22 protein-coding genes are annotated in these 21,353 nt (G+C 38.1%); 6 read left to right on the top strand and 16 right to left on the bottom strand.

Annotated elements, in window-relative coordinates; genetic code table 11:
• Positions 1-137: 137 nt before the first annotated feature.
• Positions 138-1,490, top strand: coding sequence for a dihydrolipoyl dehydrogenase family protein (locus QCQ61_RS05290; RefSeq protein ID WP_279449733.1), 1,353 nt, complete (start codon positions 138-140; stop codon positions 1,488-1,490).
• Between the two features lie 74 nt (positions 1,491-1,564).
• On the opposite strand, the gene QCQ61_RS05285 is transcribed toward QCQ61_RS05290, so the two are convergent.
• The 5 genes from QCQ61_RS05285 to QCQ61_RS05265 are packed head-to-tail and all read right to left on the bottom strand — an operon-like array spanning position 1,565 to position 8,132.
• The gene (locus QCQ61_RS05285) at positions 1,565-2,371 is read right to left on the bottom strand and encodes a tryptophan-rich sensory protein (protein WP_279449732.1); all 807 of its coding nucleotides are present in this window, start codon (positions 2,369-2,371) and stop codon (positions 1,565-1,567) included.
• 6 nt (positions 2,372-2,377) lie between these two features.
• A complete protein-coding gene (gene pdeM, locus QCQ61_RS05280; RefSeq protein ID WP_279449731.1) occupies positions 2,378-3,019 on the bottom strand; it encodes a ligase-associated DNA damage response endonuclease PdeM in 642 nt (213 codons plus the stop codon).
• Positions 3,016-5,475 carry a ligase-associated DNA damage response DEXH box helicase gene (locus QCQ61_RS05275; RefSeq protein ID WP_279449730.1) on the bottom strand — a complete coding sequence of 820 codons (2,460 nt, stop codon included), beginning with the start codon at positions 5,473-5,475 and terminating at the stop codon, positions 3,016-3,018. Before QCQ61_RS05275 ends, pdeM begins: the two co-directional genes overlap by 4 nt.
• Positions 5,472-7,064 (bottom strand): ATP-dependent DNA ligase, encoded by a 1,593-nt coding sequence (locus QCQ61_RS05270; RefSeq protein WP_279449729.1) that lies wholly within the window; start codon positions 7,062-7,064, stop codon positions 5,472-5,474. Before QCQ61_RS05270 ends, QCQ61_RS05275 begins: the two co-directional genes overlap by 4 nt.
• Before the next feature lie 45 nt (positions 7,065-7,109).
• The gene (locus QCQ61_RS05265; RefSeq protein ID WP_279449728.1) at positions 7,110-8,132 is read right to left on the bottom strand and encodes a ligase-associated DNA damage response exonuclease; all 1,023 of its coding nucleotides are present in this window, start codon (positions 8,130-8,132) and stop codon (positions 7,110-7,112) included.
• Positions 8,133-8,280: 148 nt separating this feature from the next.
• On the opposite strand from QCQ61_RS05265, the gene QCQ61_RS05260 reads away from it, so the two are divergent.
• Positions 8,281-8,706 (top strand): tellurite resistance TerB family protein, encoded by a 426-nt coding sequence (locus tag QCQ61_RS05260; protein ID WP_279449727.1) that lies wholly within the window; start codon positions 8,281-8,283, stop codon positions 8,704-8,706.
• Positions 8,707-8,821: 115 nt separating this feature from the next.
• Here the strand turns inward: QCQ61_RS05260 and fbp are convergent, their stop codons facing one another.
• A complete protein-coding gene (gene fbp / locus QCQ61_RS05255) occupies positions 8,822-9,829 on the bottom strand; it encodes a class 1 fructose-bisphosphatase (RefSeq protein ID WP_279449726.1) in 1,008 nt (335 codons plus the stop codon).
• Between the two features lie 124 nt (positions 9,830-9,953).
• On the opposite strand from fbp, the gene QCQ61_RS05250 reads away from it, so the two are divergent.
• From QCQ61_RS05250 to QCQ61_RS05235, 4 genes are all read left to right on the top strand, one after another.
• Complete coding sequence (locus QCQ61_RS05250; RefSeq protein ID WP_279450231.1) at positions 9,954-10,436, top strand: GNAT family N-acetyltransferase; 483 nt, start codon at positions 9,954-9,956, stop codon at positions 10,434-10,436.
• Between the two features lie 68 nt (positions 10,437-10,504).
• Positions 10,505-11,758, top strand: a complete 1,254-nt coding sequence (locus tag QCQ61_RS05245) for an aspartate kinase (protein ID WP_279449725.1) — start codon at positions 10,505-10,507, stop codon at positions 11,756-11,758.
• Positions 11,759-11,892: 134 nt separating this feature from the next.
• Positions 11,893-13,743, top strand: a complete 1,851-nt coding sequence (locus QCQ61_RS05240; protein ID WP_279449724.1) for a GNAT family N-acyltransferase — start codon at positions 11,893-11,895, stop codon at positions 13,741-13,743.
• 20 nt (positions 13,744-13,763) lie between these two features.
• Positions 13,764-14,513, top strand: coding sequence for a DUF5995 family protein (locus QCQ61_RS05235; RefSeq protein WP_279449723.1), 750 nt, complete (start codon positions 13,764-13,766; stop codon positions 14,511-14,513).
• Between the two features lie 62 nt (positions 14,514-14,575).
• Here QCQ61_RS05235 and QCQ61_RS05230 read toward each other — a convergent pair whose 3' ends face one another.
• From QCQ61_RS05230 to atpA, 10 genes are all read right to left on the bottom strand, one after another.
• Entirely contained in the window at positions 14,576-14,998 is a 423-nt protein-coding gene (locus tag QCQ61_RS05230) for a hypothetical protein (protein ID WP_279449722.1), read from the bottom strand.
• 20 nt (positions 14,999-15,018) lie between these two features.
• A complete protein-coding gene (locus QCQ61_RS05225; RefSeq protein WP_279449721.1) occupies positions 15,019-15,432 on the bottom strand; it encodes a VOC family protein in 414 nt (137 codons plus the stop codon).
• A gap of 41 nt (positions 15,433-15,473) precedes the next feature.
• Positions 15,474-15,821 carry a TM2 domain-containing protein gene (locus tag QCQ61_RS05220; protein WP_279449720.1) on the bottom strand — a complete coding sequence of 116 codons (348 nt, stop codon included), beginning with the start codon at positions 15,819-15,821 and terminating at the stop codon, positions 15,474-15,476.
• 44 nt (positions 15,822-15,865) lie between these two features.
• Positions 15,866-16,252 (bottom strand): VOC family protein, encoded by a 387-nt coding sequence (locus QCQ61_RS05215; RefSeq protein WP_279449719.1) that lies wholly within the window; start codon positions 16,250-16,252, stop codon positions 15,866-15,868.
• On the bottom strand, positions 16,249-17,199 hold the full coding sequence (locus QCQ61_RS05210; protein WP_279449718.1) for a 2-hydroxyacid dehydrogenase: 951 nt from the start codon (positions 17,197-17,199) through the stop codon (positions 16,249-16,251). Before QCQ61_RS05210 ends, QCQ61_RS05215 begins: the two co-directional genes overlap by 4 nt.
• Positions 17,200-17,202: 3 nt before the next feature.
• On the bottom strand, positions 17,203-17,568 hold the full coding sequence (locus QCQ61_RS05205; RefSeq protein ID WP_279449717.1) for a cupin domain-containing protein: 366 nt from the start codon (positions 17,566-17,568) through the stop codon (positions 17,203-17,205).
• A 2-nt stretch (positions 17,569-17,570) separates the two neighbouring features.
• Positions 17,571-18,083 (bottom strand): hypothetical protein, encoded by a 513-nt coding sequence (locus QCQ61_RS05200; RefSeq protein ID WP_279449716.1) that lies wholly within the window; start codon positions 18,081-18,083, stop codon positions 17,571-17,573.
• Positions 18,084-18,167: 84 nt separating this feature from the next.
• Positions 18,168-18,701 (bottom strand): outer membrane beta-barrel protein, encoded by a 534-nt coding sequence (locus QCQ61_RS05195; RefSeq protein WP_279449715.1) that lies wholly within the window; start codon positions 18,699-18,701, stop codon positions 18,168-18,170.
• Between the two features lie 114 nt (positions 18,702-18,815).
• Entirely contained in the window at positions 18,816-19,691 is an 876-nt protein-coding gene (gene atpG, locus QCQ61_RS05190; RefSeq protein ID WP_279449714.1) for an ATP synthase F1 subunit gamma, read from the bottom strand.
• A 72-nt stretch (positions 19,692-19,763) separates the two neighbouring features.
• Positions 19,764-21,344, bottom strand: a complete 1,581-nt coding sequence (atpA, locus tag QCQ61_RS05185) for a F0F1 ATP synthase subunit alpha (protein ID WP_279449713.1) — start codon at positions 21,342-21,344, stop codon at positions 19,764-19,766.
• Positions 21,345-21,353: the final 9 nt, after the last annotated feature.

Below are 21,353 nucleotides of genomic sequence, written 5' to 3'. Positions count from 1 at the left end.
TGAGGTTTTTCAAACAACTTTATCATTTTGATAACATAATGACCATTTTGCATTAACTACTTTTAGATTCGTAGATTATCATTAAAAGTTACCCGACAAAGTTTATCCTGAGCGATAGTCGAAGGGCGGGTATTGTTATGGCACAAAAAGAATACGACGTTTTTGTAATAGGAACCGGAACTGCAGGCAAAACTGTGGCATACGATTTTGCTGCCGCAGGAATGAAAGTGGCGATTGCCGACAACCGCGAATTTGGCGGAACTTGCCCAAATAGAGGCTGCGATCCGAAAAAAGTTTTGGTGGGAATTACTGAAGCTATGCAGCTTTCGGAAAATTTAAAAGGGAAGGGAATTATTTCCGTTCCAAAAATAAGTTGGAAAGATCTTCAAAAATTTAAATCCACCTTTACCGATGCCGTGCCCGCCTCCACCGAAAAGAAATTGAAAGAAGCCGGAATTGAAATGTTTCACCAATCGCCCAAATTTTTGGATGAAAACACACTTTCGGTAGAGGGAAAAACGGTGAAAGCGAAGAAAATTGTAATCGCTACCGGGCAAAAACCGATGGAACTGAAAATTCCCGGCCGGGAACATTTAAAAGTGAGCGACGATTTTTTGGAATTGGAAGAACTGCCCGAAAGCATCGTGTTTGTTGGCGCGGGCTATATTGGGATGGAGTTTGCCCACATTGCCGCGCGCTGCGGTGCAAAAGTTACGGTAATTGAGTTCGAGGATCGTCCGCTCGGGCCTTTTGAAGCCGATATCGTTTCGCACCTCACAAAAGCTTCGGAAGAATTGGGAATCAAATTTATTTTCAATGCCGAAGTTTCTAAAGTTGAAAAACTTCAGAAAAATTATCGTGTTTCATTTAAAAAAAATGGTAAAACCGAATCAATTGATACCAGAATGGTTTTTAACACTGCTGGTCGCGCACCTTCAATTGATGAACTTGATTTGGAAAAAGGAAATGTTACTTTTGAAAAAGGTGGAATTTCGGTGAACGAATATCTTCAAAATACAACCAATAAAAACGTTTACGCTTGCGGTGATGTTTCGGCAAGTGGTTCTTTACCGTTAACGCCCACTTCTTCGCAGGAAGCTCGGATTGTTTCATTGAATATCCGTCAGGGAAACAGTACTAAAATGGATTTTCCGCCGGTTCCATCGGTTGTTTTTACTATTCCGCAGATTGCTGCAATAGGTTTAACCGAAAAAGAAGCAAAAGAAAAAGGCTACGATTTTGTGGTGGAATACAAAAGCGTTCCGAAATGGTTTAACGCGAAGCGAATCAAAGAAGAAGTTTATGCGTACAAAACAATTGTGGACAAAGAACGAAATATTGTATTGGGCGCCCATATAGTCGCTGCCGAAGCCGGAGAAATGATCAATCTTTTCGTCCTCGCAATGTGCGGAAAATTAACTACCGAAAATTTAAAAGCAATGATTTTTGCGTACCCCACTTGGGGGAATGATATTAAGGGAATGGTTTAATTGATTAACGATTTTCGATCGACGATTTCAGATTTTTTGAAATGTTTTGTCTTTAATCTTTCAACGAAGCGGTCTTAAATGTTTTGTTTATTTAAATATTCTTTGCATTTATTCACAGGACTGGTATCGCGATTTTTGAATGCGTGATATCCACTGCTCACAAAAAGCACAGCAGCCACTGCAATTGCGGCATAGGCAACGGTTTGGCTCACTTCCCAATTAGCGACTGCTATTGCCGCTAAGGCCCACACGCCCACCAAGGCAAATTCGCGCATGTTTCTTCGCCATGTAACAACTAGATTAATGATTCCCGCAATGATTATCATCGTTACCGCCCACGAAATCTCGCTATAACCCCATGCATTCCAATTAATGCTTGTTAAATATGCTGCAACATTTGCGATACTGGCAACGGTAACCCAACCGCTGTAAAAAACAAAAGGCCACCAAAGAAATGCAATGACCGAAATTGGTGCATCCCAAAGTTCCATCCGGTTATTCATTACAATTTTTAAAAGTGAAAAAAGCAGAACGAAAATGGCGAGAATTGAATATTCCATGTAGCCATATAGCCAGAAAGTAATCCACATAATGTTGGCAAAGCAGGAAAGCACAAACCACCAACCTGTTTTTAAAATGAAGTCATCATCGCGCACTTTGGTAAAAAGACTTCGGCTTTGGTAGATTATGAAACCCAACAGTAGCAGATAAATCAAACCCCAAATGGAGAAAGCATAACCGGCAGGCGTAAAAAGGTTTTTTGAAGATTCTGAAATTTCGCCTATTGTGGTATTGTTTATCGCGCCCGTGTTTGACAAATAATTGACGAAAACCGTTGTCACGAAAGCGATGATGTTTGCTATTTGTAGTGTTTTTTTCATAATAAATTAGTTTCTTGAAACACAAATTACTTCTCCTTCAACAATGGCGAATATTTCATCATTTTCTGAAGGTTTTAAAATATGCTTTCCCGTAAAGTTACCAAAAGCAGGGAGAATAAGGCTGTTAAGGGTTTTATAAAAACATGAAAACCGCACGTATTGCCTACCAACGCCCTTCATCCGAACGCCCGGGTGCACGTGGCCACAAAAATTGAACGCACCTTTAATCTCAGTGGGGTGATGGGTCAACAAAAAGCCGTCGAGCAAAAATTCGTCAAAAACCTTAATTCCTAATTCTTCGTATAAATACTGTGGAATAATATCGTGATTGCCCGAAATCAGGACTATTTCCGCCTTTGTGTATTCCGTCCACTTTTCAAAATCCTGCCATTCCTCGTTTAATTTGCTGTGGAAAAGATCGCCCAAAAAGCAGATAGTCTCAGGCTTAAAGTGATTGCATATCTCGGTAAGTTTTTCAAGGTTTTTATACGCTGCATTTGCCGGAACGGGCGCGCCGTGTTTTCTGAAATGTGCAATTTTACCCAGATGCACATCGGCGATTAACAGCATTTTCTTGTCTTTCCAAAAGATGGCGCCACTAGGGTGTAATTTGAAGTCGTTATTTTTAATTGAAATATTTTGTATCATTTTTCCAATTGCAAAGTCATTTTTTTAATCCGATCCGCCAATTTTTCCGAAGAAAGTTTTTCGCGGAGCCTGTCCGTAATAATCGGAAAGCTGAAAGGCGTTGCTTTTTCACATTGTTTCCAAATTATTTTTTGTGAATTTATACGTTCCAAAGCTTGCCGCAATCTGCCTTCCTCCAATTGATGTTCAAAAGTTTCACGATAGGCTTGAAGGTACAAAAGATTGTCGGATTCGTAATCCCGAAAAACGTCAAAAAGCAATTGACTGTTGCTTTGCAAATGTTTTGTTTTAATGACTTTGTTTGGATATCCTTGAAAAACCATGCCGCTAATTACAGCAATATCTCGAAATTTTCGACGAGCCAATTCAGTGGAATTTAAACTTTTTTGAAGGTCTTCATATAAATATTCTGAAGAAAAAAGATTGTTGTCCAACACCGTTTGAATATCCAAAAACTGATCGCTTAGAAGTTCAAAGCCGTAGTCGTTGTACGCCAAAGAGAAGGTAATCGGCAATAGCAAACTTATCCGGTACGCCAGCAAACTGCTCATTGCCTCGTGTACAAATCGCCCCTCAAAAGGGTAAAAAAGCGCGTGGTATCCTTCGCGAGTTTTAAAGGTTTCAATCAAAAATTCGTTTTCGCCGGGGACGATACTTTCGCGTTCCTGCCTGTCAAAAATATGGCTCAATGCCTTTAATTCCGGCGTGTTTCGTTTGTGGTCGGATTCACTTTGCAATTCTTCCCGCAGAATTTTACTCATTTGCGAAGAAAGGGGCAACCGCCCGCCCATAAAACTTACAATATTTGCAGTTCGTTTGCTGCTTTTTCGAACTTGAGCCTGCATTTGCCGAATTCTGACCAATTCCAAAGTTCTTCCTGCAAAAACAAAGGTGTCACCGGGTTTCATTTTACTGATAAACCATTCTTCAATCGTGCCAATAAATCCGCCGGAAACATATTTTACGAGCATCATACTATCACTCACTATTGTGCCAATACTCAAACGGTGCATCATTGCAATCTGCCTGCTTTCCACTTTAAATAGCCCTTCGGGAGTAACTTCAACTTTTTTATATTCGTCGTAGGCTTGCAAACTTTGGCTTCCAATAGTTATAAAATTTAGGCACCATTTCCACTGTTCCTCTGTTATTCCTTGAAAGCAAAAGGTTTTTTTAATTTCTGGGAAAATTTCCTTTGGAAAAAATCCGTTACTTACCGAAAGTGTCACCAAATACTGAATTAACACGTCAAAACTGAGCAAATATGGATTTCTATCTTCAACAACTTCATCTTTTACAGCCCGTTTTAAAGCCGAAGCCTCCAACAATTCCAAAGCGTGGGTTGGCAAAAAGTAAATAACCGAAGGCTCCCCCGGACGGTGATTACTTCGCCCTGCACGTTGAAGAAATTTGGCAACTCCTTTAGGTCCGCCAATTTGAATTACCGTTTCTACAGGTGCAAAATCAACCCCCAAATCGAGACTGGAGGTTGCAACTACCGCCAATAACGATTCATTGCGAATAGCCTGTTCCACCCACAGCCGCGTATCTTTACCGATGCTTCCGTGGTGCATTGCAATTTCGCCGGCAAACTCGGGATGTTTTTCGAGTAGTTTCTGAAACCAGATTTCGCACTGTCCGCGTGTATTTGTAAAAATAATCGTGGTTTTGCTAGTCTTAATTATTGGAACAATTTCTTCCAAAAGATGCAGTCCTAAATGCCCGCGCCAAGGAAAAGTTTCCATCTTTTTTGGAATGATGGAACGTACTTCTATTTTCGACTTTTGATTGGATTTAATCAAAACTTCATTTTTTCTGAATTCAGAATCCATTCCCAACAGGACATCCTGTGCTTCTTCAAGATTGCCAATGGTCGCCGAAATTCCCCAAATTCTCAAATGTTTTGAAACCGTTTTTAAACGTGAAAGCGCGAGTTCCATTTGCACGCCGCGTTTACTTCCCAAAAGTTCGTGCCATTCATCAACCACAATCGCAGTTAATGGCTTAAAGATTTTATCATAATCTTTTGACGCCAGCAAAAGCATCAGACTTTCGGGTGTCGTTATCAGCAGATCGGGCATTTGGCGTTTTTGCTTTGCGCGTTCGCTTTGGGTGGTATCGCCTGTGCGGATCCCAACGGTTAATCCTGTTCCCAAATCGTCGGCAAAACGCTGTGCCGCTTGTTGAATTTCTACAGAAAGAGCGCGCAATGGGGTAATCCAAATGGCTTTTAGTCCTTTTGTATGTTTTGTTTTATACGCGGGATTTTCCTTTAAATATTGAAGTACGATTGGTACCCAAAGCGCATAGGTTTTCCCACTTCCGGTTGGGGCATTTAAAAGACCGTGCTTCCCGCCCAGAAATGCTTTCCACGTTTTTCTTTGAAAAGGAAATGACTTCCAATTTTTTGTTTGAAACCAATCTTCCGCAATTGAAATAAGTTCAGATTGTTTCATTTTGGAATTAAGGCTTTAAGATCATCCAGAGTATTGGCTTCAGAAATTGGTTTGTCTTTTCTCCAACGAAGAATCCGCGGAAATCTAGTTGCAATACCGCTTTTATGGCGGCTACTTTCAGCAATTCCTTCAAAAGCAATTTCAAAAACATGATGCGGAGTTACACTTCGTACAGGCCCGAAACGTTCTAAGGTGTTTCGTTTTATCCAATTATCAACTTGTCTGAATTCCGCATCTGTTAATCCGGAGTAAGCCTTTGCAAAAGTTACCAGCTCGCCTTCATTCCAGAGTGCAAAAGTGTAGTCTGTATAAAGATTGGCGCGCCTTCCGTGCCCACGCATGGCGTAGGTTAAAACTGCATCAATAGTAAAGGGATCAATTTTCCACTTCCACCAATCTCCTTTTTTTCTGCCTACTAAATACGGTGAATCCTTGCGTTTCAGCATCAAACCTTCGCTGCGCTTTTCTCTGGAAAGATCGCGCTCTGCGGCGGCTTCTTCCCAGGTTTCAAAAATCATTGTTTCACTTAAATACAGCCCTATTTCTTCGGAATTGATTCTTTGAATTATTTCATCCAAAATCTCCCTTCTTTCCGCAAACGGTTTTTGCCTAATATCCTCACCATTCCACTCCAGCAAATCGTACGCATTTAAAATTACGGGTGTTTTTTTTAAGAGTGCTTTTGAAACATTTTTTCTTCCTATACGCGTTTGCAGTGCATTAAAATTACCGATCTCCCCGTCGCCGAAAGGCAATATTTCACCATCAATCACGGTGCCGTTGGGAATTGCCTTCAAAAAATTTTGAAACTCGGGATATTTATCTGTCACCAATTCTTCACCTCTGGACCATACAAATACCTCGTCGTTTCGAATAATAACCTGACTCCGGATGCCATCCCATTTATGCTCAAAACTCCAATCGGAAATTGGTCCCAAATCTTCCTGGAAACCGTCTTCGACTGCATAGGCCAAATAAAACGGATAGGGTTTACTTAGGTAATCCTCTTTATTTGTTTCGAGAATTAATTTTTGATACGTAGTGGTTTCTGGGGTCCAATCGCCCATTAATTTATACGCCAAAACATCTTCATCTATGTCTGTAGCTTTGGCGAGAGCACGCGTCATCAATTTTTGGCTAACGCCTATTCTAAAACTTCCGGTGAGGATTTTATTGAAAACAAATCTTTCAAAATAGTTTAAAGCCAGCCAATTGTCGTGTAAATATTTCTTTTTTTCCGGTTCGGGAAGTGATCGCAATTCAATAATTTCAGAAACAAATTGTGAAAGCGATTTATCGGAATGTGTTTCCGAAGTTGGCAAAATTAAAGCAATGGTTTCTGCCAAATCGCCCACAATATGATAACTTTCTTCAAAAAGCCAAAGAGGAATGCCACTTATTTCCGTTGCCCAAAGTCTGAGCAACGTTGTATTTACGGGGCGTTTTGGGCGACGGTGCGAAAGAATGGCGATGGTCCACAGTTTATCTTCCTCATTTGCATTTTGAAAATAAGTTGTTAGCGCCGCCACCTTTTCATTGGTTTTGTTGGTGCTGTCGAGCTTTTTTATGAGTTGGGCAAATTGCTTCATAGTCCCCCTTGCCCCCAAAGGGGGAATTTTATATGTATTGAAATATTAATCTTCATTTTCAATTTTCTTATCAATTTCGGCACTCTCCTCTTCGTATTGCGTTTTTTCGGTTCTTGCGTCGTAGCCTAATTCTTCCCGCAAATATTTCGCAAAAATATCTGTGTATCCGTGCGTGGCGATTACTTTTTCGCAGCCCGTGGCATCAATTGCCGAAAGCAAACCCTCCCAATCGGCGTGGTCGCTCAAGACGAATCCGCGGTCTATTGCGCGTCTTCTTCGCGCGCCGCGAAAGGTCATCCAGCCGCTGGCAGAAGCGGTTACATAGGGCACAAATCTTCGAATCCACGTGCTGCCGTGGGCGCTCGGTGGGGCAACAATTATGTTTCCTTTTATTTCATCTTTGGATGTATCGCGCGTGATTAAAGTAGTTTCGGGTAGTTTATAATTTTCCCTAACTACTCCCGTCATATTTTCGACGGCGCCGTGGGTGTAAATTTTTCCGATGGAAGTGTCTAAATGTTTTAGTAATCGCTGCGCTTTTCCTAAACTATAACCAAAAAGAATTGACGTCCGCCCCTCACTTTTATTGGTTGCCCACCAATTGTTTATATCGTTGAAAACTACCGCTTGCTGAGTCCATTTAAAGGCGGGCAAACCGAAAGTACATTCGGTAATAAATGTGTGGCATTTTACAGGTTCGTAAACTTCTGCCAAGCCGTCGTCTTCGGTTTTAAAATCGCCCGTAAAAACCCAAACTTCACCTTTATATTCAACCCTTACTTGCGATGAAGCAATAATATGCCCTGCGGGGTGAAGTGAAAATTTTACGCCATTAATGGTGAACGTTTCATTCCAAGCTTTACCGGTTACTGAAATTTCACCCAGTCGATGTTTAATAATCGGCACATTATTAGTGTGTGTAATATATTGCTTATGCCCCCACCGGCTGTGGTCTGCGTGGCCGTGGGTTACGATGCATTTATCTACAGGCCGCCAGGCGTCTATATACACATCTGCCTGCTGGCAGTAAATTCCTTTATCGTTAAAAACAAGTAATGGTTGCGTCATTTTTCCTTTTATAGCAGCTTAAAAATACTGAAAGACGAGTTTGTGGTGTGGGTTATTAAGAAAAGTTTAGGGGTCCTGCTTTTTTCAGAACAAATAAGGTGTAAAAAGTGGATTACAAATTTTATATTTGTACCATAAAACCAAATTTATGTCATTTACAGATTTATTCGAAAGTGGGGAGCATTCCCGAAATTTAGGACACTTTGCATCTATTGCAAATATTGCTTCGGTTAATGGTGAAATTAATCCAGAAGAGGAAAAACTCTTAAAGCGTTTTGCCCGAAAGCTCGATATTGAGGAATCTGAGTATATAGCTGTATTAAAAAATCCCGGAAAATACCCGATAAATCCTCCCAATGATGCAGAACGGCGTTTAGAGCGTATTCACGATTTGTTCGAAATGGTTTTTGCAGATAATGAAATTGACGATCACGAGCGTTTTCTACTTGAAAGATATGCCATTGGTTTGGGATATAATGCTGAAACTGCCCAACATCTTATTAAACGTTCCATTGAAATTTACAGCGGCGGGCTAGATTTTGAAGATTACCGTTATTTATTGAATAAAAAGTAAGTTGCCATAATTTCCTTACTGGAAATATAACATCTATAAAATAAAGAAGCTCCTTTCGGAGCTTTTTTTATGTGTTTAAATTAGGGTTGCTTTATTTAAAACTGCTAAAAATGAACTATTGAGACTTTTTCATAAATTCTTCGGCCTTCTCTACCATTTTAGTGCTTCCGCAGAAAAACGGAACGCGTTGGTGCAAACTTGTAGGTTTAATATTTAAAATATCCTCAAAACCATTACTAGCCTTTCCTCCTGCTTGTTCTGCGATCATTGCCATGGGGTTACATTCGTACAAAAGTCGCAATTTTCCATTTGGATCTTTAGATGTATTTGGATAAATATAAATTCCGCCTTTAATCATATTTCTGTGAAAATCTGAAACTAACGAACCAATATATCGCGAGGTGTACGGACGATCGTCTTCTTCTTTTTGACAATATTTTATATAATCTTTTACACCTTGGGGAAAGTGAACATAGTTTCCTTCGTTTACAGAATATATATGTCCGTCTTCAGGAAATTTTATATTTGGATGTGAAAGATAATAGGTGCCAATTGCCGGATTTAAAGTAAAGCCATTTACGCCGTGCCCAGTGGTATAAACAATCATGGTAGAAGTACCATAAACTATATATCCTGCGGCCACCTGATTAATGCCAGGTTGCAGAAAATCGTCAATTGTTACAGGGGTTCCTGAGGGAGTAATTCTTCTAAAAATTGAAAAAATAGTACCTACTGAAACGTTAACATCAATATTTGAGGACCCGTCTAAAGGATCCATCAGGACCACATATTTATTATCGTTTTTCTGATTTCTACCTTTAATGGTTATAAAGTCGTCTTCCTCTTCACTGGCAATTCCGCAAACAATTTCACGATTGGTAAGCGTGTTTATAAAAACCTCATTGGCAAATACATCTAGTTTTTGTTGGTCTTCGCCTTGCACGTTGTGGTTTCCGGCTGTTCCCAAAATATCTACCAATCCTGCTTTGTTTACTTTGTGATTTACAACTTTTGCAGCTAAGCGAATAGAATTGATTAGCCGTGAAAGCTCTCCGGATGAATATTTAAATTCGCTTTGGTTTTCAATGATAAATTCTCCGAGAGATTGATTTATTTTTGCCATAGGGTTGAAGGTATCCTGAATTTCCCGCAAATATCGGGATTTTTAAGAAATTGAACCGATATTTGTTGAGGTAAAACAAAATAGAAACTGAAATAGACACCATTCAGTTAAAAAACATAAAATGATGAATATACGGGAAGCTGTAAAATCTGATATGCCACAAGTTTTAGAACTAATAAAAGAGCTCGCTATTTTTGAAAATGAACCCAATGCGGTTGAAGTAAATGTTGCAGATTTGGAGCGCGAGGGCTATGGCGAAAATCCGTTATTTACATGCTTCGTTGCCGAGTTGGAAAATGAAATTGTTGGGGCCGCACTAATTTACTTCCGTTTTTCTACTTGGAAGGGACGCACGCTTCACTTAGAAGATTTAATTGTAAAAGAATCTGAACGAGGAAAAGGCATTGGCGAAAAACTTTATAAACAGGTAATGCAATTTGCTTACGATCGTGGCTTAAAACGTGTGGCGTGGGATGTTTTGGATTGGAATACCGGAGCAATAAGATTTTACGAGCGTAGTGGCGCCAACGTTTTAGAAACTTGGCGTGTTGTACATATGGACGAGAACGCCTTACAGAATTATATTAAAAAATCAAGCAAAAAATAAATTTTGACCACAAACACACGAATATATTTAAAGAAGTTATTCGTGTATTCTGGTAAACTTTTTTATTTATGAAAATATTCAAATTTGGCGGTGCCTCCACAAAGGATGCCGCAAACATAAAAAATGTACTTTCAGTAATTAATCAATCTGGCGAAAAAAATCTGGTGGTGGTTATTTCTGCGATGGGTAAAATAACAAATGCCTTAGAAGATGTGGTAAATGATTATTTTTCTGATAAAAACAATCTTTATAAATCGCTTAACACGGTTTATGATTTTCACTTCGAAATTTTAAAGGGATTATTTTCGCCTTCACACGGATGTTTTGCTAAATTAGATACGCTTTTTAACGAGTTAAAACATTTTCTGGAAACCAATAAATCAAAAAATCACGCCTTCGTTTATGACCAAGTAGTTTCATACGGCGAACTTATTTCTTCAACAATTATTTCAACTTATTTTACAGAAAAGGGCATTCAAAATACATGGTTAGATGTGCGCCAATGTATAAAAACCAATGAGAATTACCGCGATGCAACAGTAGATTGGGAAAAAACGCAGCAAAAAATTTCAGAAAAAGTAAGTGATACAGGAATTACTATTACCCAAGGTTTTTTGGGTGCTGAAAACACAAATAATTTTACCACCACCTTGGGCCGTGAGGGTAGCGACTATACCGCCGCAATTTTTGCATATTGTTTAAATGCCGAAAATGTTACAATTTGGAAAGATGTTCCCGGGGTATTAAATGCCGACCCGCGTTATTTTACACAAACGCAACTTTATAACCATATTTCGTATAGAGAGGCTATTGAACTTGCTTTTTACGGTGCCTCTGTTATACACCCAAAAACGTTACAGCCTTTGCAACGAAAGGAAATTCCGCTGTATGTAAAATCGTTTCTTAATCCTTTAGCCCCCGGAACCTGCGTTGGCAAAGGAGTTGTTCTGGATCCGTTTACTTCATCTTTTATATTGAAAAAGGAGCAGGTATTAATTTCGTTATCGTCTTTAGATTTTTCATTTATGATGGAAGACAATATTGGCGATGTGTTTAAACTACTTCACGAATATAAAATGAAGGTGAATTTAATTCAAAATTCAGCCATTAGTTTTTCTGTTTGTGTAGATAACAAATTCCAAAATTTAGAGGCTTTACTGGCAAAACTTAGAGAAAACTTTAGCGTTAAATGGAACGAAAATGTTACCCTCTACACCATTCGTCATTTTAACCCTTCAGAAGTAAAGGCACTTGCCGAAAACAAAAATGTACTTTTAAAACAGGAAAGTAAAGAAACGGTTCAATTAGTAATTAAGGAATAAGCAATTTTATTTGTATTTAGAAATTGGATTTTAAAAGCCAAGTGAAACATCTTTACAGGACATTGATTGATTTGTATAAAGTTTATCATTGATGTTTCGTTATCTTTGTTTGATACAAACAACCAATTAATTTCATGGGATTAGTCAACGCAAAGGAAGTTGCAAAAGCGATAAACGTCGATAAATTCGGCTTTCTGGGTACATTTATGGGTTGGTCCTTAATGAAGGTTTTAAACATTTCTACACTCAATCAGATTTACGACAGAAACAAACATTTAAACGACCTTGAGTTTATAAATGGGTTAATTTCAGAATTCGAAATAAAGTTTGAAATTCCCGAAGAAGATCTTCGACGTATCCCAAAAACAGGTGCTTTTATTACAATTTCGAACCATCCGCTCGGTGGTATTGATGGTATATTGCTCCTAAAATTATTGCTGGAACAACGCCCAGATTTTAAAATAGTCGCCAATTTTTTACTGCATCGTATAGAACCGTTAAAACCTTATGTAATGCCCGTAAATCCTTTTGAAGATAGAAAGGATGCTAAATCGAGTATTTCAGGTTTTAAAAATGCCATCCTACATCTGCGTCAAGGACAACCGTTGGGTATTTTTCCGGCTGGCGAAGTTTCTACCTATAGAGATGGCAGATTATTAATAGACAAACCTTGGGAAGAAGCGGCAATGAAACTCGTACAAAAAGCCGAAGTACCCGTAGTACCAATTTATTTTCACGCCAAAAACAGCAAACTATTTTACCGTTTGGCAAAAATGAGCGATACACTGCGAACCGCAAAACTACCTTCAGAATTATTAACACAAAAAGAGCGTTTAATAAAGGTGCGGATTGGTAATCCTATTTCGGTTGAAGACCAAAAGGAACACCAATCGCTGGCTTCATTTACCGAATTTCTCAGGAAGAAAACGTATATGCTCTCCAATGCGTTTCAGAAGAAAAAATTGTTGGATAGCATTCCAAAAACACTAAAATTTCCAAAGCCACCCAAGAAAATTGCAGGCCCCATTCCGTTGGAAGCCATGGAAGCCGAAATTGAAAAGCTTCGCGAAAACGATAAACGATTGCTTATAAGTAAAAATTACGAAGTGTTTTTGGCCGAAGCAAATTCAGTTCCATACATATTACAAGAAATTGGCCGATTGCGCGAAATTACCTTCCGAGAGGTTGGTGAAGGCACTAATAACAGTACCGACTTAGATAAATTTGACAGCTATTACCACCACATGTTTTTGTGGGATAATGATGCGCAGAAAATGGCCGGAGCATACCGGATGGGACTCGGTTCCGAGATATTTGCGCGCTTCGGAATAGATGGGTTTTATTTACAGGATCTTTTTAGGTTTGAACCCGAATTGTACGACATGATGAGCAAGTCTATTGAAATGGGACGCGCTTTCATTATAAAAGAATACCAACTCCGGCCCATGCCACTTTTTCTACTTTGGAAAGGAATTGTACACACCACACTGCGCTACCCCGAACATCGTTATTTAATTGGTGGAGTTAGCATTAGCAACAAGTTTTCAGAATTTTCAAAAAGTTTGATGATCGAGTTTATGAAATCTAACTACTACGATCCGTATGTGGCGCAATATATAAATCCAAAAAAAGAGTATAAAGTAAAACTGAAAGATGCCGACAAAGACTTTATCTTCGACGAAAGTGAAGCCGATCTCAATAAATTTGATAAAATAATAGACGAAGTAGAACCGGGAAGTCTTCGTTTACCCGTGCTAATTAAAAAATACATTAAGCAAAATGCAAAAGTAGTGGCGTTTAATGTAGATCCGCTCTTTAATAATGCGGTAGATGGTTTAATGTACATTCGTATTGCAGATTTACCGGAAAGCACAGTAAAACCAGTGATGGAAGAATTTCAAGCCGAACTGGAAAAAAAATATTCAGATAGAAACAACGAAAATTTTGATTCTGAAAATTCTAAAGAAGAGCTTAAACCTGAATAATTTTTTAAAACCAATGATTTATGACCGCAACAAATATTGATGAAGTTATAGCGCGGTTAGATACTATCATTGAAGCCGAATGTCTGCAAAATTCTTGTATGGCATATTTTCCAATTCTTTACAGAAAGGTTACCATTCGAATAAAAGAAGGTATTTTAAACCGAGAATTTGCAAATAACCCACGAATGGAAAAGCTCGATGTGCTTTTTGCAAATCGTTATATTGATGCCTATGAGTGTTTAGCAAGCGGTAAACCCATAACAAAGAGCTGGAAAAAAGCCTTTGATGCCTCTAAAACAGAAAAGTTGCTGATTATGCAACATTTGCTGTTGGGCATTAATGCACATATTAATTTAGACCTCGGGATAGCCGTTGCCGAAACTGTTGGCAACGATGACGAATTGATAGATTTTGAAGACGACTTTAATAAAATTAATGAAATTTTAGCTTCGATGATAGCCGCTGTAGAATCGAAAATAATTTCGGTTTCCCCTTTGTTCGGAATGCTGGATAAGTTCGGCAAAGGACGGGAGGATAAATTAGTTAGTTTCAGTATAAATATTGCTCGCGACGGAGCTTGGCTTTTTGCAAACCAATATTACTTTTCACACAATAAAACGAACGAATTAAACGATCGGGACGTAATAATAGCAACCTTAGCCCAAAAGTTAATTCGTCAAAAAAGCTGGATTTTAAAATATTTAGTAAAAATTATTTACTTTTTCGAAAAGAAAGATGTTGCCAAAATAGTTGCCGTTCTTAAGGAATAAAACTATAAATTCTATACTGCAAAGTGCAAACAAAAGCCCTGCATTAGGCAACATTCAGCATCCTAATTACAAGTAATTTTTTCAACCTCTGTATCTAAGCCAGAAGTAGGGTTATCTCCCGTTATAATTGCTTTATCGTCGCGAAGTACAATTGTTATTGCCGTGGTTTGTTCAACACCTTCTTGCATAAAATGGTATGTAGCCTTAACGGTATTTTCGTTAATGGTACCATTTAAAAATCCGTTGCGCTGATTTTTTAACGCTGGCAGCCAATTGTAATTTCCCGATACCGCGTCCTTTAGAATAGTAAGGTTTAGCTCGAGAACATCAATATTTTCGGTACTGTCGGGAAAAGTATATTCATTTCGAAAACATAACGATTGTGCTGTCTCTGGTTCAATTTCTATTTTCTTTACTTCACTATTTTTAGTATTACAGTTAACGAAAAACAATAAAACAGTACAGAGTAAACAAAGCATTTTCATAATTTATTCTTTAAATTGAACTATTCCAAATACGGGTTGTAGCTTCCAAAATTCCAAATGTTTCCTTCCGGGTCTTTACAGCTATAACCGCGGCCGCCGTAGCTCTCATCTTTAATTTCTATTATAATTTCAGCGCCATTCGCTATCGCGTTTTTATAATGCGCATCAATATTTTCAATTACAAAATAAGGTGTTTGGGTATTATAACCATTTAGATTTTTAGGCAAATTCAACATCTTTCCAAATGCTGTGTAAGGGTTAAATGGATTCACCATGATTAAGGCATTGCCCAATATTAGTTGGGCATGAACAATATTGCCACTATCATTTTTATAAACCTTGTGTTCCTTAAAACCAAAAGCCGTTTTTATAAATGAGACCGCAGTATTTACATCGCTGTAAATTAAATTGGGGATTGCACCAAATTTGCTCATATATTAAAAATTTCTATAAAAATGTGCAGAAAATCAACACGCTAAAACCAGCCTTTTTTACCTACTTGGTATGTTTGGTAAAACTCCTCATCGCTTTTTGTAAGGTATATAATTCCTTCAATTAATGGAATTATACCACCAATACCGCAGGTAACAATAGTTATAACTATTTGTATTATACCCTCCTGTGTATACCCAAGAATAAATTTGTGAATACCTAAAGAGCCAATAACAATTGCCAATACACCAGCGAGCAATTTTTTATTTTCTTGACCGTGTGTTGCCTCATTCCAGCTTTCGTTAAAATCATTGGCACTATTTCTTGCCTGCTGCTCTGTAGTGTCTGTTTGTTTTGTGCTATCGTAGCCTGAATTTTGTTGTTCTTCCATTGTATAAATTAGTTAGTTTATATTCTTATTAAATATATAAAAATTTACAAGAATGCGCTATCCACAGGTTCCCAAAGTTCAATTTTGTTTCCTTCGGGATCTAAAATCCAACCAAATTTTCCGTAGTCATATTCTTCCATTTCACCAACAATAGTAACGCCTTCCTTCTTTAAAACTTTAAGAAGTTCAACTAAATTGTCAACTCTATAATTTATCATAAACTCTTTTTTGCTGGGCGAAAAATATTTGGTATCTGCCGCAAAGGGGCTCCATTGTGTGGAGCATTTATTACCGTTTTCGTCTTGCCACCAAAAAGTACAACCATAAGTATCGGTGTTTAAACCCAAATGGTTTTTATACCATTTTTTTGTAGCCTCGGGATCATCTGTTTTAAAAAAAATACCGCCAATACCGGTAACTCTATTTTTCATTTTTTTACTGTTTTAAAATTTTGAATAATCTTTTGGGCAATCACTGTTGCAAGCTTCTCTTTGCTTTCTATGGTCCAACCTGCAATATGTGGACTCAATATAACATTTTCCATCGAAAATAATTCCTTTAAGGAATTTGGAAGGTTATCGGAATCAAAAAGTGTTTCAAAAGAAAGTTTTTCGAATTCTAAAACATCCAATCCGGCACCTAAAATTTTGCCCGATTTTAATGCCGAAACCAAATCTGCCGTAACCACACTTTTGCCACGTGCCGTATTGAGAAACCAAAAAGGTTTTGAAAATGAGTTAATAAATTCTGAATTAATCATTTTATCGGTCAAGGGTGTCCAGGGGGTATGAACACTTAGTACATCAACTTTTTGTTGAAGCTCAGGTAACGAAACCTGCATTGCATTTTCATCGCCAATATTGTTTTTTATATCGAAAAATAGTACATCGCAGTCAAATCCTTTTAGTTTTTTTGCGAACGCTTTGCCCATGTTTCCGTACCCTATAATTCCCACGACTTTTCCGTCTAGTTCTACACCGCGATTGGCTTCGCGGTTCCATAAACCGTTTTTAACCTCGTTATCGGCTTTATTTAATTTGTTGAATAGCGAAAGAAGCATACCCAATGCATGTTCGCCCACAGCGTTTCTATTTCCTTCCGGGGCAGCTATTAATTTAACGCCTCGTTTTTCGGCATAATCAATTTCTATACTTTCCAAGCCCGCTCCAACCCGCGCTATAAATTTTAAATTTTTGGCAGCATCTAAAAATTGTTGGTCTATGTTAAAACGACTTCTAATTACAAGGCCATCATATTTTGAAATAATTGTTTCAACTTCAGACTTAGAGCTTTTATAATTTTCATCATTAGAAAATCCCGCTTCCTGCAACATTTTTAGCAAAAGCGGGTGATTGTTATCGAGGTGAAGTACTTTCATGATTTAGATTTTAGGATAATCTACAACTGTTTTTTTAGAAGAAACGTTGCCGGTGTGTTTGGTAGATAGTTTTTCAAAAAGTAGCACGTGCACCTCTTCACCGTTTTGAGTTTTTGGACAATGCTCCACACCTTTGGGAACAACTATTATTTCACCTTCGGAAACCACTTCAATTTTATCGCGAAAGTGCATTTCCAAAGTTCCTTTTTGTACAAAAAACAACTCATCCTCTTCTTCATGAGCATGCCAAACAAATTCATCTTTTAGTTTTGCCAACAAAACCTGCATGGAATCTACAATTGCAATTTGGTGCGGATGCCAATGTGCTTTAAAGCTAGAAAATTTCTTTTCGATGTTTATTGTATGCATAACTATTCATGTTGGTTTGGATTAGCCTGCGGGTACGGTATCATATCCCTTTGTGAAAGATTAGTGATTTTATAATAATTCCTTTTTTCTTTGTACTGATATTCCACCATCGCCTGATTGTGTTCTAGTTGAAAGGGAAATGATTTTGAAATGGTATTTTGCGTTTCCTTTACTGGATTTTCATCCATTATAATGTCGCGTTGTGCACTATTTTGTAAATATCCCACAAATTTGTTGGGGGACATTTCTGTGCTTTTAGCCGTAAGAATATGGTTTCTAAAGTAGATGTTTTTAACAATAACTGCGGGTTCCATTTCACCAAATGTTATATGCACATTAGTGCCCGAACCTCCTTCTTTTATGCCAGCAACCCAATTTTGATAGTAGGCTTCGGTAATTTTAAAGGGTGGATTTTGCTCCAACGAAATTTTCATATTGGTGTCCTTGGTTCCGCCACAATTGGTAAAACTTAAAAACAAAAATGGCAATGTTATAATTATAGCTAGGGTTTTCATAATATTTATCATTCACGAAATTTACGAATAATATAGAACAAAAAACCAAGCGACTTTTGAAAAAATAGAATTGGCAAAAAATACTTACAATTTAATTCCGCCTCCAATAAATACGGCAATTCCGCTAGCAGCATCTACATTTAGGGTAATATTATTTGCGTCAAAATACGGCAGCAATAGTTTTAAAAACCATGCTTCATTAATATTGTAATGCGCCCCAGTCCCAATATTAAAGATAGTTAAAGCACTGTTTTGAATAACACCTTGAGTTTGGTCCTCGAAGCCATAGCCATATCCTATTTGTGCAAAAACGTTCCATTTTTTCTTGTTGATAAAGTAGTAGTGGGCAGACGGAATAAAACTGTAGGAATGAATGGTTACTTGGCTATTATTTTTAAATAGTGTATTATTTGATATAGAAAAGGTTCCGGAAAGCGATATATTTTTGAAAGCGAAAAATTCAAAACTAGCCAAGCCCAAAATACCGAAGTCGTTTTTATTATTAGTAGTTGTGGGATAAGGTGAAGCCGAAAGTGAAAGCAGAGATTCTCCTTTTTGTATTTGGCCATAAGTTATGGAACTGAGTAAAAATAAAACAAGAATTATTACTTTCTTCATTTGTATAAAATTAAAAATGAAGATACTTAAATAATTTAAACAAAAAACCCCAAAGATCTTAAAGATCTTTGGGGTTCAAATAATGTATTGGTAGCCTAACGAGCGACAGCAAAACTATCCGGCCAGTGCCTCTGCACCTCCAACAATTTCTAATATCTCGTTAGTAATTGCAGCTTGACGGGCTTTGTTATATTGCAATTTAAGCGCATCGCGAAGCTCCGTTGCGTTATCGGTTGCCTTATGCATTGCGGTCATACGCGCGCCATGCTCACTAGCAACACTATCGCGTAGCGCTTTAAATAACTGTGTTTTTAAACTCTTTGGAATTAATGCCTCAACAATTTCTTCTTTTGAAGGTTCAAAAATGTAAAATGTATCGCTCGTCTTTACATCTTTACCTTCCATTGGTTTTGGAGGTAATATAGGTAAAAACTGCTCTGTCATTACTAATTGTGTGGCAGCATTTTTAAAATTATTGTAAACCAGAATAATTTTGTCGTACTTGCCTTCGGAGAATAAAAGCATCAATTTTTCGGCAATCTCGGCAGTATTTTCAAACGAAAGATCGTCGAAAATATCGTTATTGTTCTCGAGTATAGTGCCCGATTTTTTAAGTATATCGTTTCCTTTTTTCCCGAGCGTCATAAAATCTACTTGCTTCCCTGCGTATGAATTTACTGCAAGGTTGCGAGACTGCTTAATAATATTGTTGTTAAAAGCTCCGGCCAAACCACGATTACTCGTAATGGCAACCACTAAAACTTTATTTACTTCACGTTGATCTGAATATTTGCTACCAGTGTCGGCATCAAGCGTAGCGCTAAGATTCTGTAAAAGTTCTGTAAGCTTTTCGGAATAAGGACGCATTGCGGTAATAGCATCCTGAGCCTTCTTCAATTTTGCAGCAGAAACCATTTTCATGGCACTGGTAATCTGCATCGTTGAACTAACGGATGATATTCGGTTACGTATTTCTTTAAGATTCGCCATTCTATTATAGAATTGAGTATTTAGTATTGAGTATTGAGACCAAATAGCTCAATACTCAATACTGAAATCTAACTATTTTTTATATTTCGCTGAAAGCTCGGCTGCAACTGTTGTCATAACATCAATTGCTTCGTCAGTAAGTTTTCCTGCTTTCAAATTGTCCAAAGTATCTCTGTGCTTAACGTTAAGCATTTCAAGATAGTCTCTTTCAAATTCTTTGATTTTATCTACAGGAACGTTGCGCATTAGGTTCTTAGAACCTGCATATATAACTGCAATTTGATCTTCTACCGTGTACGGATCGTTTTCAGATTGCTTTAATATTTCAACGTTACGTTTTCCTTTTTCAATTACATTTAAAGTTGCGGCATCTAAATCTGAACCAAATTTTGCGAAAGCTTCCAATTCACGGAAAGCTGCTTGATCCAATTTTAAGGTACCTGCTACTTTTTTCATCGATTTAATCTGAGCGTTTCCACCCACACGCGATACCGAAATACCTACGTTAATCGCCGGACGAACTCCTGCGTTAAACAAATCTCCATCAAGGAAAATTTGCCCATCGGTAATGGAAATAACGTTTGTTGGAATATAAGCCGAAACGTCACCTGCTTGTGTTTCAATAATTGGAAGTGCAGTTAAGGAACCACCTCCTTTTACAATTCCTTTTAATGATTCTGGAAGATCGTTCATTTCTTTTGCAATATCGTCATCTGCAATTACCTTCGCGGCACGCTCTAACAATCTTGAGTGCAAGAAGAAAACGTCTCCAGGATACGCCTCACGTCCCGGTGGGCGACGAAGCAAAAGAGACACTTCACGATATGCTACCGCTTGTTTTGAAAGATCATCGTAAATAATTAGTGCGGGACGGCCCGTATCTCTGAAATACTCACCAATGGCTGCACCTGCAAAAGGAGCGTAAACCTGCATTGGTGCCGGATCTGACGCGTTTGCAGCAACAATAGTTGTGTATGCCATTGCACCTTTTTCTTCCAAGACATTTGCAATGTTTGCAACAGTTGAAGCTTTTTGTCCGATAGCAACATATATACAATAAACAGGTTGCCCTGCATCGTAAAATTCTTTTTGGTTCAGGATGGTATCAATACAAACGGTAGATTTACCTGTTTGACGGTCACCAATAACAAGCTCACGCTGGCCACGACCTACAGGAATCATTGCATCAATAGATTTAATACCAGTTTGAAGTGGTTCAGTTACCGGTTGACGGTAAATAACCCCAGGAGCTTTACGCTCCAATGGCATTTCGTAAGTTTCGCCTGTAATTGGACCTTTACCATCTATAGGCTGGCCCAGTGTATTTACCACACGACCAACAATACCTTCACCTACATTAAGAGATGCGATACGTTGGGTACGCTTTACGGTAGAACCTTCTTTAATTTCTTTTGAAGGACCTAAAAGTACAATACCTACGTTGTCTTCTTCTAAGTTCAATACAATACCTTCAAGACCACTTTCAAAGGCTACTAATTCGCCGTATTGCGCGTTAGATAGTCCGTATGCACGAACAATTCCGTCACCCACGGTTAAAACAGTTCCTACTTCATCCAGGGAAGCAGTTGCTTCGTAGCCTGTAAGTTGTTGCTTTAATATTGCTGATACTTCAGCTGGTTTTACTTCTGCCATTTTATTTAG

The organism is Aequorivita marisscotiae, from assembly GCF_029814825.1.
Lineage (GTDB): Bacteria > Bacteroidota > Bacteroidia > Flavobacteriales > Flavobacteriaceae > Aequorivita > Aequorivita marisscotiae.
This window is presented reverse-complemented; position numbering and strand designations above follow the sequence as displayed.

What these genes read in the sequence shown, in the direction of transcription:
- QCQ61_RS05215 (WP_279449719.1), bottom strand. Translation starts at nt 16,252, where the DNA reads ATGAAAAATAGAGTTACCGGTATTGGCGGTATTTTTTTTAAAACAGAT.
- QCQ61_RS05205 (WP_279449717.1), bottom strand. Translation starts at nt 17,568, where the DNA reads ATGCATACAATAAACATCGAAAAGAAATTTTCTAGCTTTAAAGCACAT.
- QCQ61_RS05270 (WP_279449729.1), bottom strand. Translation starts at nt 7,064, where the DNA reads ATGAAGCAATTTGCCCAACTCATAAAAAAGCTCGACAGCACCAACAAA.
- QCQ61_RS05250 (WP_279450231.1), top strand. Translation starts at nt 9,954, where the DNA reads ATGAATATACGGGAAGCTGTAAAATCTGATATGCCACAAGTTTTAGAA.
- QCQ61_RS05240 (WP_279449724.1), top strand. Translation starts at nt 11,893, where the DNA reads ATGGGATTAGTCAACGCAAAGGAAGTTGCAAAAGCGATAAACGTCGAT.
- QCQ61_RS05245 (WP_279449725.1), top strand. Translation starts at nt 10,505, where the DNA reads ATGAAAATATTCAAATTTGGCGGTGCCTCCACAAAGGATGCCGCAAAC.
- QCQ61_RS05230 (WP_279449722.1), bottom strand. Translation starts at nt 14,998, where the DNA reads ATGAAAATGCTTTGTTTACTCTGTACTGTTTTATTGTTTTTCGTTAAC.
- QCQ61_RS05235 (WP_279449723.1), top strand. Translation starts at nt 13,764, where the DNA reads ATGACCGCAACAAATATTGATGAAGTTATAGCGCGGTTAGATACTATC.
- pdeM (WP_279449731.1), bottom strand. Translation starts at nt 3,019, where the DNA reads ATGATACAAAATATTTCAATTAAAAATAACGACTTCAAATTACACCCT.
- QCQ61_RS05290 (WP_279449733.1), top strand. Translation starts at nt 138, where the DNA reads ATGGCACAAAAAGAATACGACGTTTTTGTAATAGGAACCGGAACTGCA.
- QCQ61_RS05200 (WP_279449716.1), bottom strand. Translation starts at nt 18,083, where the DNA reads ATGAAAACCCTAGCTATAATTATAACATTGCCATTTTTGTTTTTAAGT.
- fbp (WP_279449726.1), bottom strand. Translation starts at nt 9,829, where the DNA reads ATGGCAAAAATAAATCAATCTCTCGGAGAATTTATCATTGAAAACCAA.
- QCQ61_RS05285 (WP_279449732.1), bottom strand. Translation starts at nt 2,371, where the DNA reads ATGAAAAAAACACTACAAATAGCAAACATCATCGCTTTCGTGACAACG.
- QCQ61_RS05275 (WP_279449730.1), bottom strand. Translation starts at nt 5,475, where the DNA reads ATGAAACAATCTGAACTTATTTCAATTGCGGAAGATTGGTTTCAAACA.
- QCQ61_RS05220 (WP_279449720.1), bottom strand. Translation starts at nt 15,821, where the DNA reads ATGGAAGAACAACAAAATTCAGGCTACGATAGCACAAAACAAACAGAC.
- QCQ61_RS05260 (WP_279449727.1), top strand. Translation starts at nt 8,281, where the DNA reads ATGTCATTTACAGATTTATTCGAAAGTGGGGAGCATTCCCGAAATTTA.
- QCQ61_RS05225 (WP_279449721.1), bottom strand. Translation starts at nt 15,432, where the DNA reads ATGAGCAAATTTGGTGCAATCCCCAATTTAATTTACAGCGATGTAAAT.
- QCQ61_RS05265 (WP_279449728.1), bottom strand. Translation starts at nt 8,132, where the DNA reads ATGACGCAACCATTACTTGTTTTTAACGATAAAGGAATTTACTGCCAG.
- atpG (WP_279449714.1), bottom strand. Translation starts at nt 19,691, where the DNA reads ATGGCGAATCTTAAAGAAATACGTAACCGAATATCATCCGTTAGTTCA.
- QCQ61_RS05210 (WP_279449718.1), bottom strand. Translation starts at nt 17,199, where the DNA reads ATGAAAGTACTTCACCTCGATAACAATCACCCGCTTTTGCTAAAAATG.
- atpA (WP_279449713.1), bottom strand. Translation starts at nt 21,344, where the DNA reads ATGGCAGAAGTAAAACCAGCTGAAGTATCAGCAATATTAAAGCAACAA.
- QCQ61_RS05195 (WP_279449715.1), bottom strand. Translation starts at nt 18,701, where the DNA reads ATGAAGAAAGTAATAATTCTTGTTTTATTTTTACTCAGTTCCATAACT.